The sequence below is a fragment of the Roseateles sp. P5_E8 genome (genome assembly GCF_054177665.1).
In genome coordinates, this window is record NZ_JBGCUM010000018.1 from 11,524 (window position 1) to 27,503 (window position 15,980).

At 66.4% G+C, this 15,980-nt stretch carries 16 protein-coding genes; 15 read left to right on the forward strand and 1 reads right to left on the reverse strand.

Annotated elements, in window-relative coordinates; translation table 11 throughout:
• Nucleotides 1-78: 78 nt before the first annotated feature.
• The 5 genes from ACXRVZ_RS12840 to ACXRVZ_RS12860 are packed head-to-tail and all read left to right on the forward strand — an operon-like array spanning nt 79 to nt 6,189.
• The gene (locus ACXRVZ_RS12840; protein ID WP_457425651.1) at nt 79-774 is read left to right on the forward strand and encodes a hypothetical protein; all 696 of its coding nucleotides are present in this window, start codon (nt 79-81) and stop codon (nt 772-774) included.
• On the forward strand, nt 771-2,819 hold the full coding sequence (locus tag ACXRVZ_RS12845; RefSeq protein ID WP_457425653.1) for a phage terminase large subunit family protein: 2,049 nt from the start codon (nt 771-773) through the stop codon (nt 2,817-2,819). Before ACXRVZ_RS12840 ends, ACXRVZ_RS12845 begins: the two co-directional genes overlap by 4 nt.
• Nucleotides 2,820-2,821: 2 nt before the next feature.
• The gene (locus tag ACXRVZ_RS12850) at nt 2,822-3,049 is read left to right on the forward strand and encodes a phage head-tail joining protein (protein ID WP_457425655.1); all 228 of its coding nucleotides are present in this window, start codon (nt 2,822-2,824) and stop codon (nt 3,047-3,049) included.
• 5 nt (nt 3,050-3,054) lie between these two features.
• Nucleotides 3,055-4,545 (forward strand): phage portal protein, encoded by a 1,491-nt coding sequence (locus ACXRVZ_RS12855; protein ID WP_458232445.1) that lies wholly within the window; start codon nt 3,055-3,057, stop codon nt 4,543-4,545.
• A 21-nt stretch (nt 4,546-4,566) separates the two neighbouring features.
• The gene (locus tag ACXRVZ_RS12860) at nt 4,567-6,189 is read left to right on the forward strand and encodes a hypothetical protein (protein ID WP_457425659.1); all 1,623 of its coding nucleotides are present in this window, start codon (nt 4,567-4,569) and stop codon (nt 6,187-6,189) included.
• A 15-nt stretch (nt 6,190-6,204) separates the two neighbouring features.
• Here ACXRVZ_RS12860 and ACXRVZ_RS12865 read toward each other — a convergent pair whose 3' ends face one another.
• Entirely contained in the window at nt 6,205-7,023 is an 819-nt protein-coding gene (locus tag ACXRVZ_RS12865; RefSeq protein WP_457425661.1) for a hypothetical protein, read from the reverse strand.
• Nucleotides 7,024-7,246: 223 nt separating this feature from the next.
• Here ACXRVZ_RS12865 and ACXRVZ_RS12870 point away from each other — a divergent pair, with 223 nt between their 5' ends.
• The 10 genes from ACXRVZ_RS12870 to ACXRVZ_RS12915 all read left to right on the forward strand — a co-directional run bounded on the left by ACXRVZ_RS12870 (nt 7,247) and on the right by ACXRVZ_RS12915 (nt 15,979).
• Entirely contained in the window at nt 7,247-9,415 is a 2,169-nt protein-coding gene (locus tag ACXRVZ_RS12870) for a prohead protease/major capsid protein fusion protein (protein WP_457425663.1), read from the forward strand.
• An 83-nt stretch (nt 9,416-9,498) separates the two neighbouring features.
• On the forward strand, nt 9,499-9,828 hold the full coding sequence (locus tag ACXRVZ_RS12875; protein ID WP_457425665.1) for a DUF2190 family protein: 330 nt from the start codon (nt 9,499-9,501) through the stop codon (nt 9,826-9,828).
• A gap of 17 nt (nt 9,829-9,845) precedes the next feature.
• On the forward strand, nt 9,846-10,145 hold the full coding sequence (locus ACXRVZ_RS12880) for a head-tail joining protein (RefSeq protein WP_457425667.1): 300 nt from the start codon (nt 9,846-9,848) through the stop codon (nt 10,143-10,145).
• Between the two features lie 12 nt (nt 10,146-10,157).
• Nucleotides 10,158-10,604, forward strand: a complete 447-nt coding sequence (locus tag ACXRVZ_RS12885) for a hypothetical protein (protein ID WP_457425669.1) — start codon at nt 10,158-10,160, stop codon at nt 10,602-10,604.
• 23 nt (nt 10,605-10,627) lie between these two features.
• Nucleotides 10,628-11,386: a hypothetical protein gene (locus ACXRVZ_RS12890; RefSeq protein WP_457425671.1), complete on the forward strand. Its 759-nt coding sequence runs from the start codon at nt 10,628-10,630 to the stop codon at nt 11,384-11,386.
• Nucleotides 11,383-11,715, forward strand: coding sequence for a hypothetical protein (locus ACXRVZ_RS12895; protein ID WP_458232446.1), 333 nt, complete (start codon nt 11,383-11,385; stop codon nt 11,713-11,715). The genes ACXRVZ_RS12890 and ACXRVZ_RS12895 overlap by 4 nt, the downstream gene beginning before the upstream one ends.
• 53 nt (nt 11,716-11,768) lie before the next feature.
• Complete coding sequence (locus tag ACXRVZ_RS12900) at nt 11,769-11,957, forward strand: hypothetical protein (protein ID WP_457425675.1); 189 nt, start codon at nt 11,769-11,771, stop codon at nt 11,955-11,957.
• 9 nt (nt 11,958-11,966) lie between these two features.
• Nucleotides 11,967-14,525 carry a hypothetical protein gene (locus tag ACXRVZ_RS12905; RefSeq protein WP_457425677.1) on the forward strand — a complete coding sequence of 853 codons (2,559 nt, stop codon included), beginning with the start codon at nt 11,967-11,969 and terminating at the stop codon, nt 14,523-14,525.
• A gap of 1 nt (nt 14,526) precedes the next feature.
• Nucleotides 14,527-15,114 (forward strand): DUF2460 domain-containing protein, encoded by a 588-nt coding sequence (locus ACXRVZ_RS12910; protein ID WP_457425679.1) that lies wholly within the window; start codon nt 14,527-14,529, stop codon nt 15,112-15,114.
• A 4-nt stretch (nt 15,115-15,118) separates the two neighbouring features.
• Nucleotides 15,119-15,979: a DUF2163 domain-containing protein gene (locus tag ACXRVZ_RS12915; protein ID WP_457425681.1), complete on the forward strand. Its 861-nt coding sequence runs from the start codon at nt 15,119-15,121 to the stop codon at nt 15,977-15,979.
• Nucleotide 15,980: the final 1 nt, after the last annotated feature.

Sequence of the window (15,980 nt, forward strand, 5' to 3'; positions counted from 1 at the left end):
GCGCTTATGGCCTCTGGAAGTTACTGAACCGGCGCAGTTCAGCGGTTCAGTTCAGCCCCAACGCGCGGGAGTTCAGTTGTGACGGCCGTCAGCAAGAAGGACTTCGCCGAGCTGTACGGCTGCGGCAAGTCCTACGTCAGCCAGCTCGTGAAGGACAGCCGCTTGGTGCTGGTCGACGACGGCCGCCTGGTCGACGTAGAGAAGAGCTTCGAGCTGCTCGGCGTCACCAGCGACCCCAGCAAGGCCGGCGTCCGCGAGCGCTGGGCCGCGTACCGGGCTGGCTCGGAATCCGCCGGCACCGCCACCGCCGCAGGAGCGCCGCCGGCACCGCCCGTCGCGCTGGCAGACGCGGGTCAACTCACGCTCGATGACCAGCCCGCGGCCGTCTCGGCGGCGGGCCCGGCCGAGGCGCCGCGCAACACCGCGTACCACGACGCCCGGACCATGCGCGAGCAGGCCCAGGCCCAGATGGCGCAAATTGAGCTGGGCAAGCAGCTCGGCACCGTGCTCGATGCGGAGACCACGCTGCGCGCCGTCATGGATGCCCACGTCGCCGCCCGAGCCGAGATCATGAAGCTGCCCGACCGCCTGGCCCAGCTGGTCGCCGCGCAGAGCAACCCACGCGCCTGCTTCGAGCTGATCCGCGTCGAGTGCGAGCGGGCCTGCAAGCGCATGGTCGACGCCGCCCGTGGCCTGGCCAACGCCGAGCAGATCGCCCAGGCCAACGCCGCCGCGCCGGCCAACGAGGCCCAGCCCGCCGAGGTGCCCGCATGACCATGCGTGACGGCTACCTCGCAGTCATGGCAGCGGTCGCGCTGGCCTGGACGCTGCCGCTGCCGCTTACCGTCAGCGAGTGGGCCGACACCGAGGGCAACCGCGTGTTGCCCGACGACTCCGCCGAGCCCGGCCAGTGGCGCACCTCGCGCAACCCACTGCTGCGTGAGCCGATGGACGCGCTCAGCGACCACCATCCCGCCAGCAGCGTTACGACCATGGCGTGCTCGCAGAACGGCAAGAGCGAGATCCTCAACAACTGGGCCGGCTACACCGCGCACCACTCTCCCGCCAGCATGCTGGTGGTGCAGCCCGACGAGAAGGCCGCCGAGCGCTACAGCAAGAAGCGCATCGCCCCGATGTTCGACCTCAGCGACGTGCTGAAGAACATCCTCACGGCCAACGAAGTCCTCGACAAGTATTTCCCCGGCGGCTTCATCATGCTGGCCGGCGCCGGCTCGGCGTCTGCGCTGGCGTCAACCCCCATCGAGCGCCTGGCTCTCGACGAGATCGACAAGTTCCCAGTCAACGTGCAGGGGCAGGGGTCGGCCCGCAAGCAGGCTGAGCAGCGCTCGGTCACTTACGTTCGCTCGAAGAAGTACTACAGCAGCACGCCCATCAAGCTGCCACTCGACGACGAAGACGCCGTCGGCGGCTCCGAGATCTGGCGCCTTTACCAGGCCGGCAGCCGGGCCCACTACAACGTCCCGTGCCCGCACTGCCACCAGTTGCAGGAACTGCTCTTCCAGCACCTCCGCTGGGAAAAGGAAATCGACGCCAAGGGCGTGAAGCGCCACAAGCCCGAGACGGCCGTCTACATGTGCCAGGCCGACGGCTGCGGCCTGGCCATCGAGGAGCACCACAAGACCGCCATGCTGGCTGACGCCGCGATGGGCGGCACCGCGCGCTGGGTCCATGAGCGCCCTTGGATCACCGACCACCTCAGCTACCACTGGAACGCGCTCTACACCCCCTTCGGCCTTGGCCGCAGCTGGTCCGAGATCGCCAAGGAATGGCTTGAAGCCTGCCGCGACCGCAGCAAGCTGATGACCTTCTGGAACCTCATCCTCGGCCTGCCGTTCGATGACCACGCTGACCGGCTCAGCGAGAAGGACATGGAACAGGCCGCCGAGAACTTTCCGCTGCGCCAGGTGCTGCCGGGTTACTTCATCCTTGGCGGCTCGGTCGACGTCCAGACCGATCACCTGGACTTCATGGTCCGCGCCTGGGGACCGAACGAGCGCAACCATGTTGTCGACCGCGTCAAGATCTACGGCGATCTGGAAAGCGAAGAGCCCTGGGCAAAGCTCACCAAGCTCCGCCACGAGACCTTCCCGAACTGCGCCGGCTTCCATCTGCGCATCGTTATGACCGCCATCGACACCGGCGGCGACCACACGCAGCGCGTCTACAAGTACCTGCAGCAGAACCGCAACGACAACGTCATCGGCGTCAAGGGCCACAGCCTGCGCAAGCAGCCCATCCTCGGCAAGCCGTCCAAGAAGGAAGCGAAGAACGGCCACGGCATCGCCGCCAAGTACGGCCTCTCCATCTGGATGGTCGGCACTGACACGGCCAAGGAAGCGCTCTTCCTCCGCCTGGCCGACTGGGCCGACCACCCGTTGGGCAGCCCCACCGTCGAGCAGCGCCTTGTGCGGCTCACTCAGCAGCTCGGCCCAGAGTTCTTCCGTGAAGTCACCGCCGAGGTCTACAACCAGCAGACCGGTCTGTGGGACAAGATCCGCGCCCGCAATGAAGCGCTCGACCTGCTCGTCTACGGCCACGCCGCCGTCTGCCATCCCCACGTCCGCGTCGACAAGCTCACCGCCACCGACTGGGCTCTCTACGCGCAGCACCTCGAGCCTCTCAATCACGACCTTTTCAGCCAGGCCGCCGCGCCAGCTGATCCCGGTCCTGATGGCGATGAGCCGGCAATAGCGGCCCCAGCGCTGGCACCGTCCCCTGTGCCAGCGCCGCACCAGCAACCCGCCCCCGAGCCTGCCGCCCCTGGCTGGCTCGACGGCACCGACGACTGGCTCAACTGACCATGTCCTTCACCCTCATCGACCACAAGGCCATCTGTGCCGCCATCGCGATGGGCCAGCTCTCGGTCCAGTACGCCGACAAGCGAGTGCAGTACCGCTCCATGGCCGAGCTGCTCCAGGCCAAGGCCGTCATCGAGGGCGAGCTGATCGCCAACGGCCTGATGGCCGCACCCCAGTCCGGCGGCGTCGAGCGCGGCGGCACCACCTACGCGGCTTACTGCCCGGACTGACCACCATGGCAATGCATCTCAACTGGCTGGATCGTTCGATTGAAGCTGTGGCCCCGGCCTGGGCCGTCGAACGCGGCATGGCCCGCATGCAGCTCGACGTGCTGCGCAAGTACGAGGCCGCCGAGACCGGCCGCCGGCAGAGCGGCTGGAAGGCTGGCAGCGGTAGCGCCAACGCTGAAGTCATCCCCGGCCTGGCGACCGTGCGCAACCGCTGCCGCCAGRTGGTGCGCGACAACGAGTACGCCAAGGCCGCCGTCCGCACCCTGGCCACAAGCATCGTCGGCAGCACCGGCATCAACGTCATCCCGGAGAACAAGGCCGAGCGCCGCCTGTGGACCGAATGGATCGACGTGTGCGACGCCGACGGCCAGCTCGACTTCGCCGGTCTCCAGCTGCTAGCCGCGAAGACGTGGAAGGAAAGCGGCGAGGTCCTCGCGCGCCGGCGCTGGCGCAAGCCCACCGACGGCCTCACGGTGCCCCTGCAGATCCAACTGCTCGAGCCCGACCACCTCGACCACGGAAAGACAAGCATCGACGGCGACTTCGTCAACATCGCCGGCGTCCAGTTCAACAAGCTCGGCGCTCGCACCGGCTACTGGCTCTTCAGTGACCACCCCGGCGAGGTTGCTTCGGCGGCCCGCTCACTGCAAAGCAAGCTCGTCCCCGCCACCGAGATCCTCCACGTCTACAGCAAGGACCGCATCAGCCAGGTGCGCGGCGTCTCCGCCCTGGCCGTCAGCCTGATGCGCATGCGCGACCTCGATGGCTACGAGGAAGCGGAGCTGGTGCGCAAGAAGATCGAGGCCTGCTTCACCGCCTTCGTCACGACCGATTCGCCGCGTATGCACATCGGCGACCTGAAGAAGGAAGAGGGCGCGCCGGCCTCGGCACCACGCGTCACCGAGAAGGTCAGCCCCGGTCTCATCAAATACCTCACCCAGGGCGAGACCGTCACCTTTGGCTCGCCGCAGGCATCGGGGGGGTACGGGGAATACACCGCCACGCAGCTACACGCCATCGCCGTGGGGGCTGGGGTCACCTACCACCAGCTCACCGGCGACACCTCCCGTGCCAACTACACGTCTCACCGCGCCGCGCTGGTCACCTTCAACCAACTGATCGAAGCCGAGCAGTGGCTCGCCTTTGTCCCCATGTTCATCAAGCCCATCCGCCGCTGGTGGCGGGAGGCCGCGCAGCTCAACGGCATCAAGGTCGGTAAGAACCCCGACCGCATCACCACGCCGAAGAAGCCCGTCGTCGACCCGCTGAAGGACACGCTGGCCGACAAGGAAGAGATCCGCGCCGGGCTCAAGTCCCTCAGCGAGGCCCTGCGCGAGCGCGGCATGGACCCCGAGACCGTCTTCGCCGAGATCAAGACCGAGCGCGACGCCCTCGCCGTGCTGGGCTTGGTCTTCGACACGGACGCCACTGTCACCAACCTCAAGCTCACGCCCGGCGACCTGCTCAATGCAGTCGCGGGCAAGGGCGCCGACTGACCCCTCCCGGAGACCCAATCCATGAGTGACATCACCACCACCAACCTCGGCGCCCTGGCCGCCGCCGTCGCAGGCGGGCCGGTCTTTGCGGCTGAGGGCGACCACACCCTCACCACTACCGTCACGGGCGCCGGCGCCGTCAGCGCCACCGTGGCCTGGCAGGGCAGCAACGACGGCGTCGGCTGGGTCACCATTGCCACGCTGACCCCGTCCGGCACAGCCGTCGGCGCAGCCCAGGCCAGCACCACCAGCTCATATCGCTATTGGCGGCAGTTGGTCAGCGCGCTCACGGGTTCCCAGGTGTCGAGCGTGGTGGCCACAGAAGCTGCGGGCCAGTCAGCAGCCCCGGTGTCACAGTATGGGAATTCGACGCTGGTGCCGTACACGTTCGGAAGCGACGGTGACAGCCGCGCGAACGACGTTGGTGGCACGCAGTCGGCATCGCCGACGCCAGACGGGACCGGCTCACTGTTCACCATGAACAAGGCCGACACCTGGATGCTGGCCTACCTCGGTGACTTTGTGCAAGCCGTCAACTGCGGCGTGTCCGGCGACACCACCAACACGGTGGGTGTGGGGTCTGGCTGGAACAACCCGGCGCGAAGCCAAGGAAAGACGCAGGCTGCGTTTGCAGCAGCAGCGCCTCAGGGATCCACAAGTCAGTACGGGATCAACAACTACTACACCGCCAACGATGTTCCGGCGACCTACGCTGCGAAACGCGATCAGGCGGTCAGCGATATCAAGGCCTTCATCAGGTCAAAGCTGTTCTTGGGCTGCAAGCATCTGCACGAGAGCACTTATCACTGCTCCCAGGCCGGCTACGGCACTGACGCTGCGTCCAAGCGGGATCTGACGAACGAGATCAACGCCCAGGTGGAAGCCTGGATCGCCACTCTGCCGGCGGATCGAGTCGGGTACTTCAACGCCAACGCGTTGCTTGTCGATGCCCAGGGATACGGTGACGCGTCCAAGTTCCTCGACGGCGTTCACCTCAATCAGCACGGCGGCCGTATCGTTGGCAAGGGCCGCGCAGCGGCTATGCGCAGGCTGTTCCCTGATCGTGGTGCGCGCACTTATGCGGAGTTGCCGACGCGGCCCAATCTGATCTGGCCTGTGCCTTCGCTTCTGACCAATGCGGTTGTGCGCGGCACTTTTTCCGGCATCACGATGACTGCCGGCTCCGAGAACGGCAGGCCGTACGTGGACCTCGCTTGGACGGTTAGCGCGCTCGACAGCGGCACCGACGCCCAGATCCGCTTCGAGATCCATGCTTCGGTGGGTAGCTACAACAGCACAGTGCCGGACGCGACAGTCGCCAACGGGGATTGGCTGCGTCATCGGGCCACTTTGGTGATCGGGCAGAACGTGGCCAATGCCATGACTCGTCATCGCGTCTACAAGCAGGCCGGCGGAAGCCTCTTTGCGGACTGGGGTGATGCGGGTTATGTATCCGACGGCGGCTTGCCGTCGGGCGAGACGTTCACGCCGGTCTCGCCGAAATTCCAGCTCGACGTGGGTTCCACCGGGATCGAAGCTCCGGCTGTCGGCAAGGGTTGCGCCATTCATGTGTTCGTGCGCAGCAATGCAACCGGCGCGGGCTCGCTCCGCGTATATGACCCGGACATTCGAAAAGTGGCTTGAGCCGAGTCTGCTGCACTACCGGCGGCCTTGCATATTCATGGTGTTGATACGCTGCAATTCAAAATATTTTTGGAGAGATATATTTTCTGCAAGCACATCCCTTACAGGCTCCGAGCTTGAAAGAACAGGCAGTGTGTCAATTCCCACGAAAGGCCAAATTCTGTGAACTGCGGCGCCTTCATGTGTGAGTTGATCGTCGATCAACCCCCGAGTGCTGCTGGCGGCATGAATGAACATCTGGCCGTAGGCAAATGTTGAGAACTGGGTATTCCACTCGGTAATGCCAGTATGTAGGTCGCGCATGCAAATGGAAGCGTGCTTATACCGTCGCTTCCACATTTCACCTACATATGAGGCCGCCCATATGTGCCAGCCGGCAGGGGCAGTCCTAAATTTCATCAGATGAAGGCAATCTGAATGCGGAATGGCCTGCGTTCTTTCGTCGGTGTATTCCGCAACTATCGAAAACAAGCACGACCATGCCGCTAGCGCTGTGCAGGTATCTTGATTTAGCGTAAGCGACTCTCCCAAAACCAGCTTAGTAATGTATGGCTTGGCATTGTTTTCAATCTCACTCATCCACCCGCCATTGCATTTCCCGCACATTCGTCTGATTTTTTTTGTTCTGAATGGGCCGCGAGGGAAACGTAATTGCGGAGCGAATATGGCGACTCTTCCGCCTGGCAGGAAATCACTGCGTATTAGGTTTTGAGCTGATCCGGTTTCCAGTTCGTCGGTTAGATCATTCATCCAATCAGCCCAGACGTGCTGTTTGGTTACCCCAAACGCGCCACAGAAAACGCATCTAGCAGGTGCTTTTGATTTTTTAGACATTTGTCATCCATTCCCTGATCGTCGCTACAAACAGCGAACACACCGATCCTAGAACTCCCTGCGGAACTTCAATTGCCCGCCAAGCAGCTTTCTTTGCCCCACCCACTTTCCCACCCCTCCGCGAGCCCAACCCAGCCCCTGCCGGTACACCCTGCAAACCGACCCACCACCACAGCTCAAAGCCCGCCCACCCCGGCGGGCTTTGTCGTTTCTGGAGCCCTGAATGCCCCAACCCACCGCCACCGCCATCGCCCTGGCAGCAGCACTGACCCTCGGCGCCCCCGCCGCCGAGCAGCGCAGCCTGCCCCTGCAAACGCGCGCCGTGCCTGTCGCCACCGTCGACGCCGACGCCCGCACCTTTGAGACCGTCTGGACCACCGGCGCGCGCGTGCGCCGCTATGACTGGTGGACCGGCACCTACTACCTCGAGGAGCTGAGCCTCGATCACGCGCACGTCCGCCTGGACCGCATGAACGGCGGCGCGCCGCTGCTCAACAGCCACCAGCAGTGGGACCTGTCCAGCGTCCTCGGCATCACCGAGAAGGCCTGGATGGAGCCCACCGAGGGCCGCAGCATCTGCCGCTTCAGCGACCGTGACGACAAGGTCAACGCCATCTGGCGCGACGTCGTCAACAAGATCGTCCGGCACATCTCGGTCGGCTACATCGTCCACCGCTTCATGAAGCTCGACGCCGAAGTCGAGGGCGGCCTACCCATCTGGAAGGCCATCGACTGGGAGCCCGTCGAGCAGTCCTTCGTGCCCATCGGTGCCGACCCGCTGGCCGGCGTGCGGGCAATGGGGGAGGGCGCTGATCACACCCTCGAGCAGCTGCGCGAGCTGGCCTCCCGTGCCGTCGGTGGCCGCAGCTTCCCCTGCGAGTTCGTCACCCGCGATGCGCCCCAGCCGGCGCTCGCCGCCAACGTTTCCCCCAACCCAGCAGCAGCCGCTGTTGTCACACCCACCACTCCACAGGAGCGTTCCATGACCCCCGAAGAACTCCAAGCGCAAGCGGCTGCCGAGGCCGCCGCCACCCGCGCCCAGGCACAGGCCGCAGCTGCGGCCACCGAGGCTGCCGTGCAAGCCGAGCGCACGCGCTCCGCTGCCATCCGCGCCGCCGTTGGCGCCTTCCGCCGCACCGTGCAAGGCGAGCTGATCACCGACGCGCAGGTCGACGCCATGATCGAGCGTGGCATCACCGTCGACGCCGCGCGCGCCGAGATGTTCGGCCTGCTGGAGACCCGCTCCAACAGCACCGGCCCGACCCGCAGCGCCGCCGCCATCACCACCACTCAGGACGAGCAGGTCCAGCGCCGCGCCGACATGTCGGCCGCCGTCGCACACCGCGCCAACCCCAGCGTCGCGCTGCCCGAAACCGCTCGCCGCTTCCGTGGCCTGTCCCTGCTCGAGCTGGCCCGCCGTGGCCTCGAGCTGCAGGGCGTCAACACCGAAGGCATGAGCCGCAACGCCCTCGTGTCGCTCGCCATGGGCAACAGCGACGAGATGGGCTTCCGCACGATGCACGGCAACAGCGACTTCGCTATCGCCCTGACCAGCACCGTCAACCGCAGCTTGCGCGACGCGTACACCAGCGCCAACCAGACCTTCAAGGCCTGGGCGCGCAAGGGCACCCTCAGCGACTTCCGCGCTGCCACGCGCGTCGCGGTCGCGGCCAACCTGGCGCTGGAGAAGGTCGGCGAGCTGGGCGAGTTCAAGCGCGGCACCATCAGCGACGCTGGCGAGCAGATCCGCCTGGCCACCTACGGCAAGGTCGTCGGCGTGTCCCGCCAGGCCATCATCAACGACGACCTCGACTTCCTCGGCCGCCTGCCGGCGATGTTCGGGCGCGCCGCTGCCGACTTCGAGAGCGACACCGTCTACTCGGTGCTCAAGGGCAACCCGGTCATGGCCGACGGCGTCACGCTGTTCCACGCCAACCACAAGAACCTGGGCACCGGCGCCGGGATCACCGAGGCCGCGCTCGACGAAGCCACCCAGGCCATGCGCAAGCAGACCGACTTCGGCGGCAACGCTCAGCCGCTGAACTTGACCGCGCGTCACCTCATCGTCAGCGCGGCCCGCGAGGTGCAGGCCCGCAAGCTGCTGAGCGCGTTGGTGGTGCCCGGCAAGACCGGCGACGTGAACATCTACGCCAACGCCTACGAGCTGGTCGTAGAGCCCCGCCTCGATGCGGTCAACCCGCTCGAATGGTTCCTGGCGGCGGACTCCGGCCAGATCGACACCATCGAGTACGCCTACCTTGAAGGCGAAGAAGGCCTCTACACCGAGCAGCGCATGGGCTTCGATGTCGATGGTCTGGAAGTCAAGGCGCGCCTCGACTTCGCCGCCAAGGCTACCGATCACCGCGGCCTCTTCAAGAACCCGGGCGCCTGATCGCCGCCCGCCTGTCCTGACCAGCGCGGCGCCTCGCCGCCGCGCAGTTCTCCCCACCTCCCTGCATCCCCGAAAGGTCTGCAATGAAGAACTTTGTCCAACCCGGCAACACCATCACGTTGACGGCCCCTTACGACGTCGCCAGCGGCGCCGGTCTGCTCGTCGGCACCGTCTTCGGCATCGCCACCAACGCTGCCCTCAGCGGCGCCGACGTCGAGACCACGCTCGAAGGCGTCTACGACGTCACAGCCCTCGGCACCGACGTGCCCGCTCAAGGCGCTGCCCTGTACTGGGACAACACCAACAAGCGCCTCACCACCACGGCCGGCGGCAACACCAAGGTCGGCGTGGCCGTCAAGGCCAAGCTCAACGGCGAGCTCACCGCGCGCATTCGCCTCAACGCCGCGTTCTGAGTCAGGGCAGGGCGGCAATGGACAACTCGATCTTCTTCGCGGCCTTCAAGTCGGCCGGCATGCTGGACCCTTGCTTCTACAAGCCCGGCACCATCGACGAGAAGGGCTTCGATGCTGGCTGGCAGCGCCCCGACGTGCTGCTGATGGCCGACGAGGCCCAGGCCACTGACTACCTGCTCGAGTTCCAAACCGCCGACCTGCCCACGCTCCGCATCGGTGACCCCATCACTGTCGACGGTGTCGCCTACATCGTGCGCGCGCCCGCCCAGAAGGGGCGCGACGGCTTCTTCAGCACCGTCGCCCTCAAGCGCACGTAGCCCAGCCCAGCCATGCCCACCTTTGCCCAGCAGCTGCTCGACGCCGTCGAGGCCAGCCAGTCCACCCAGCTGGCCATCCCGGCAAACAGCATCCACCTCGAGCGCATGGCGCCGGTCACCGATGAAGAGTGCCCCGCACTTGTCATCGCCATCGGCCAGGCGCGCAAGCTGAGCGTGCTGGGCAGCGAGGGTGGCTACGACCTGCTCGACATGGAAGTCGACGTGGTGCTGAGCATCCACACCCGTGGCGTGCCGCGCACACGCGTCGCCGATCCCTTTGTCGACGCCGTCAACGGCGCGCTCATGCGCGACCCGTCCCTCGGCGGCCTGGCCACCCAGCTGGGCCTCTACACCGTCCAGCCGCGCCAGGCGGCAGTCGGCGAGGTCGGCATCGCCGAACTCACCTACCGGGCTCGCTGCGCAGTGCGCGAGAGCGACCTATCCATCTTCACCCACTGAACCCAACAACCTAGGAGCCCATCATGGCTGGTCGCGGTCAAATTTCTTTTCACTCCGGCGTGCTCTTCGCGAAGAGCAGCGCAGCCCTCGCGGCCTCCATCCGCGTGGCCACCCTGCAAGAGACGAGCTTCGACTTCAAGGCGTCGAACAAGGAACTCTTCGGCGAGAACCAGTTCGCCGAGGCCATCGGTCGCGGCAACGTCAAGATCAGCGGCAAGGCCAAGACCGGTCGCTTCAACGGCGCGCTGATGAACCAGGTGTTCTTCCAGCAGCCGAGCAGCTCGTTGCTGGCCCAGGCCAAGCTGCTGGCGCTGGACGAAGCTGGCACGGTCACTGCTGCTGCCGTCACGGTGACCAACGGCGCCAACATGCTCGAGGACCTCGGCGTGCAAAACCCCGCCACGGGCGAGACGTACGCCCGCGTGGCCTCCGCGCCGGCGGCCAAGCAGTACTCGGTCAACGAGACCACCGGCGTCTACACGTTCAACGCCACTGAGAACACCAACGCGCTGACCTTCTCCTACCTCTACAAGACGGTGGCCACCGGCGCCAAGACGTTGCAGATCAACAACCAGCCCGCCGGCGAGGCTCCCACCTTCCGCGCCATCTTCAGCCAGAAGTTCCAGGGCAAGACCCTCACGCTGACGCTCAACGCGCTGGTGGCCGAGAGCCTGGCCTTCGGCTTCAAGGCCGAGGACTTCTCCATGCCCGACTTCTCGTTCGCCGCCCAGGCCGACGGCAACGGCCTGGTGGGCGAGCTGAGCCTGACGAGCTTCGAATGAGCGGCCTGACCCTCACCGTCGGCGGGCGGGTCATCCCGCTGCTGCCGCTCAACTTCAAGCAGTTGAAGGCGCAGAAGGAAAACATCCGCCTCATGACGGTGGGCGGCTTCACCGACGCCTACCAAATCTTCGACACGTTGGCCCCGGTTATCCACGCATCGCTGCAACGCACGGTGCCGGAGCTGACGCTGGAAGAGGTCGACGAGGCGCTCGACCAGCCAACCGCCGTCGCGCTGGCCAACGAGGTCATTCGCCTGTCGTTCCCTCAGACCCCAGCGGGGGAGATGGCGGCGGAGAGCCCATCTGGCTTGTYGACTGGGACACCCTGATCGTCGAGGCAATCGACTTCACCGGCTGGACGTGGGATGAAGTTGAGAACCAGATGGACCTGCACCGCCATGCCGCCTTCTGTCGGCACTGGCGACGCTCTCCGCCGCTGCAGGCCATGGTGCAGGCCTACCTCGGCATCGAGCCGCAGGAAGACCCTGTCCCAGTTACGCCCGAGAACGAAGACGACGCCATCCGCGACTTCGCTTCGATGTTTGCCGCCGCCGGCGGCGCCGTTCACTGACCCACCACCATGGCTGACCAAGTAGCACGGGTAGAGATCCTCGCGAACGCCAACCAGGCGACTCGCGAGTTCACGGTTTTTGGCGGCGTGGTGGGCGGCACGGCCGACAAGGTGAAGAGCGCCATCAGCGGCATCACCGGCTCGGTGCTGTCGCTGCATTCACGCATGGCTTCGTTGGGCCTGCTATTAGGCGGCGGCCTGCTCGTCGCCGGCGTCAAGGGTCAGATCGACCTGATGGACGCCACCAACGACGCGGCCGAAGCGGCCGGTGTCAGCGTGCAGACCTACTCCGAGCTGGGCTTCGCCGCCAAGATGAGCGGCTCCGATTCCGAGGCGCTCAGCAAGGCGCTGGTCAAGATCAGCGACGCCACCGTCAAGGCCGCCGGCGGCGACGCCGACATGCGCAAGCTCTTCAAGCAGCTCGGCATCGACGCGAAGGACGCCGAGGGCAAGCTGCGCAGCTCCGACGCCGTGCTCAACGACCTGGCCGACATCTTCGCGAAGCTCCCGGCTGGCCCGGAGAAGACCGCCCTGGCGGTGAAGATGTTCGGCGAGCGCATCGGCCCCGGCCTGGTGCCGCTGCTGAACAGCGGCCGCGCCGGCATAACGGAGCTGCGTGAGGAGTTCCGCAAGTTGCATGGCGTCATGACTGACGACTCGGCCCAGGCCGCAGCGCAGTTCAACGACAACATGGACCGCATCAACACCGCTTCGCAAGGCGTGCGGGCCACCATTACCAACGCGGTCATGCCCACGCTGGTGGAGTTCAGCAACTTCTTCGTCCAGGCTGCAAAGGACGTTGGCACTCTCGAGGCCGCCTTCCTGACTTTTGGCAAGGGCGTGGCGCGCATTACCGGCACCGACGACGTCGGCCTGCTGCGCACGAAGCTGAAGGATCTCGGCTCCGAGATGGAGCGGGTCAAGTTGTTGCAAATCGGCTTGCAGAACACGCTCGACCGCGACCCGGGCAACCAGTCCGCCGCGCGCCGCATGGCCTTCCTGACCAACAAGCTGGCCGATCTCGCGCGCCAGGCGGCCACCACGCAGGCAGGTATCGCCAAGCTCGAGGAAGACGCCAAGGGCCCGCCGCCCCCGCCCAAGCCCAAGGGCAGCGACGGCAGCACCCTCGGCGACACGTTCAAGACCAAAGAGCCCGAGAAGAACCGCACCGCTGAGTGGGCCGCGCTGCTCGAGGAGCAGAAAAAGGCCTACGCCGACGGCATGGCCATGCAAGGGCAGTTCAGCGAGTGGGGCCTCGCCGAAGAGAGCCGCTTCTGGCAGATGATCCTGTCCCGCGCCGACCTCAGCCAGGCCGAGAAGCTTGGCGCCACGCAGCGCCACCTCACGGCCGAGCGTGGCCTGCGCAAACAGGCGGCCGCCGCCGACCTGGCCACTAAGCAGGTCGAGATCGACGCCGCCGCCGGCCAGTACACCGAGCAAATGCGGCTGATGGAGAACTACGTCGCCTCGGTCGGCCAGCTCTACGGCGTCGACAGCCGCGAGTATCAAGAAGCCCTGCGCCGCAAGCTGCAGATGACGCGCGACCACGAAACCAAGCTGCGCGAGATCGCCAACATCCGGCGTGAAGCCCAGATGGCTGATCGCCTCGACGACATCGCCTCCGAGCAGCAGCAGGCCGAGTTGCGCCGCTCCCTGGGCCTCATCACCCAGGCCCAGCTGCTCGAGATCCGCGCCCGCGCAATCGAGCAACGCCGTGAGATCGAGCTGCTGGCCAAGCAGGCCGAGCTGGAGGCCGAGAAGGGCGGCATCAACGACCCCGTCGCCGTCGAGCGCATCCAGGCCGAGATCGCCGCCATCAAGCGTCGCTACAAGGGCCTCACCGACGAGAACAAGGGCCAGCAGACCGTCGAGCAGGCCGACCCGTTGCGCAGCGTCCTGGGCACCAGCCAGCAGGCGCTGCAGCAGGGCTTCGACAACATCGCCGCCCGTTGGCGCATCACCGCCGGCGGCATCCGCGACACCGCCCGCCAGATCGGCGGCAGCCTCATCTCCGAGCTGGTCACCAAGCCCCTGGCCGCCTGGATCGTGGGCGGCGCGCGCAAGGTCGCCATGTCGTGGATCTTTGGCCAGCAAGAGGTCGCGGCCACGGCGGCCGCCGGCGCCGAGAAGCTGGCCGTCGAGGGCTCGGTCAGCCTCAGCGTCATCGCCATGCGCGCCTACCAGGCGGCCGCCGGCGCCTACGCGGCCATCGCCGCAATTCCCTACGTCGGCCCGGTATTGGCCCCCATCGCCGCCGGCGTCGCCCTGGCTGGCGCGCTGGCCTTCGCGAAGAACATCTTCAGCGCCGAGGGCGGCTTCGACATCCCCAAGGGCATGAACCCCATCGTGCAGACCCACAGCAACGAGATGATCCTGCCCTCCAAGCACGCCGACACCATCCGCATGATGGGCGACCTTGCCATGAGCGGGCAGCTGGCCGGCGGCGCTGGCGTCGGCAGCATGACCTTCAACGCGCTCGACGCCAAGAGCTTCGAGCGCATGCTGCGCGGCCCGCAAGGCGACATGCTTGTGCGTGCGCTCGCCCAGCGGGCCCGCAACCGGTACTGACATGAGCACAGCCATCTTTCCCAAGCTGGCGGGCCTGTCCGCCGAGCGCAGCATCGGCGCCGCCTACAGCACGCGTGTTCACCGCGCCGTCAGCGGCCGCCGCTCGGCGATGGGCGAGCGCCTATTCCCCGTGTGGCGCTTCCAGCTTCGCTACAACTTTTTGCGCGTGGCCGACGTGGCCTCGCTGCGCGGCTTCTTTCGGGCGCGCCAGGGTGCGCTCGACCCCTTCTACTTCCGCGACGAAACCAACCATGCTGTCATCGCCCAAACCGTCGGCCTCGGTGCCCCAGGCCTGCGCACCTTCCCCCTTGCCTACAACGAAGGCGGCGCCGTCGATCGCGTCGGCGCCGTCGACACGACCGGCACCGCCCCAGTCGCCCTGGTCAACGGCAGTCCAGTCGCAGCGACTTTTGGTCGTGACACGCTGACGCTGAGCGCCGACGCAGCCACTGGCGCCACCGTTGCCTGGACGGGCAGCTTTTTCTATCACGTCGCTTTCGCCGACGACAACCTCGACCTGAAGCGGTTCATGTACCAGCTCGCCAGCGCCGACGGTCTCGCCCTCGAAACCGTCAACCAGTTCAGCTGACGCCATGCCGATGACCGACCCCGAAATCGCGGCGCTGCAAGCCTGGCTGGCTGGCACCGACGAGGGCAAGCGCTTCGACCTGCTCACCATCACCACGCGTACCGGCCTCGCGCTGCGCTGGACGAACTGCGATGTGCCGCTCACCACGCCCGACGACCGCACCTTCGTGCCCGCCTCCTACGAGCGCGACCGCCTCAAGGTCAACGCCAACCTCCAGATCGACGACGTCCAGCTCACCCTGAACGTCGACACCGTCGACGCTGTCGCCGGCGTGCCCATGCTGCACTTCGCGGCCCGTGGTGGGCTCGACGGCGCCACCGTCCTGCTGGAGTGGCTGTTCCTCGACGTGGCGGGCGGTCAAAAGGGCTACGTCACCCGGTTCGAGGGCAAGACCGGCCCAGCCGAGACGGGCCTCGGCACTGTCGAGGTATCCATCCGCAGCCTGCTCGCGATGCTCAATCGCCTCGTGCCTGCCGAGATCTACCAGCCCGGCTGCCGCAACACCATCTACGACGCGCGCTGCACGCTGAACCCCGTCACGGCGGCCGTCACCAGCACGGTCACCGGACTCTCCGGCGGCCGGCTTGACTACATCGCCTCCGGCCTCGGCCAGGCGGCCGGCTTCTTCGACCTCGGCGCCATCCGCTTCACGAGCGGCCAGCTGACGGGCGAGCAGCGCACCGTCCGCGCCTTCGCGGCCGGCGGCGTGCAAACGGTGCTGCCATGGCCTCAGCAGCCGGAGATCGGCGACACCTTCTCCATCCGGCCTGGCTGCGACCGCACCAAGGCCCGCTGCACCGCGCTGGGCAACTTGCTGAACTTCCGCGGCGAGCCCCACATCCCCGCGCCCGAGACGGCCATCTGAC

Coding starts and splice junctions, on each gene's coding strand:
- ACXRVZ_RS12845 (WP_457425653.1), top strand. CDS start 771: ATGACCATGCGTGACGGCTACCTCGCAGTCATGGCAGCGGTCGCGCTG.
- ACXRVZ_RS12850 (WP_457425655.1), top strand. CDS start 2,822: ATGTCCTTCACCCTCATCGACCACAAGGCCATCTGTGCCGCCATCGCG.
- ACXRVZ_RS12860 (WP_457425659.1), top strand. CDS start 4,567: ATGAGTGACATCACCACCACCAACCTCGGCGCCCTGGCCGCCGCCGTC.
- ACXRVZ_RS12865 (WP_457425661.1), bottom strand. CDS start 7,023: ATGTCTAAAAAATCAAAAGCACCTGCTAGATGCGTTTTCTGTGGCGCG.
- ACXRVZ_RS12870 (WP_457425663.1), top strand. CDS start 7,247: ATGCCCCAACCCACCGCCACCGCCATCGCCCTGGCAGCAGCACTGACC.
- ACXRVZ_RS12875 (WP_457425665.1), top strand. CDS start 9,499: ATGAAGAACTTTGTCCAACCCGGCAACACCATCACGTTGACGGCCCCT.
- ACXRVZ_RS12880 (WP_457425667.1), top strand. CDS start 9,846: ATGGACAACTCGATCTTCTTCGCGGCCTTCAAGTCGGCCGGCATGCTG.
- ACXRVZ_RS12885 (WP_457425669.1), top strand. CDS start 10,158: ATGCCCACCTTTGCCCAGCAGCTGCTCGACGCCGTCGAGGCCAGCCAG.
- ACXRVZ_RS12890 (WP_457425671.1), top strand. CDS start 10,628: ATGGCTGGTCGCGGTCAAATTTCTTTTCACTCCGGCGTGCTCTTCGCG.
- ACXRVZ_RS12900 (WP_457425675.1), top strand. CDS start 11,769: ATGGACCTGCACCGCCATGCCGCCTTCTGTCGGCACTGGCGACGCTCT.
- ACXRVZ_RS12905 (WP_457425677.1), top strand. CDS start 11,967: ATGGCTGACCAAGTAGCACGGGTAGAGATCCTCGCGAACGCCAACCAG.
- ACXRVZ_RS12910 (WP_457425679.1), top strand. CDS start 14,527: ATGAGCACAGCCATCTTTCCCAAGCTGGCGGGCCTGTCCGCCGAGCGC.
- ACXRVZ_RS12915 (WP_457425681.1), top strand. CDS start 15,119: ATGCCGATGACCGACCCCGAAATCGCGGCGCTGCAAGCCTGGCTGGCT.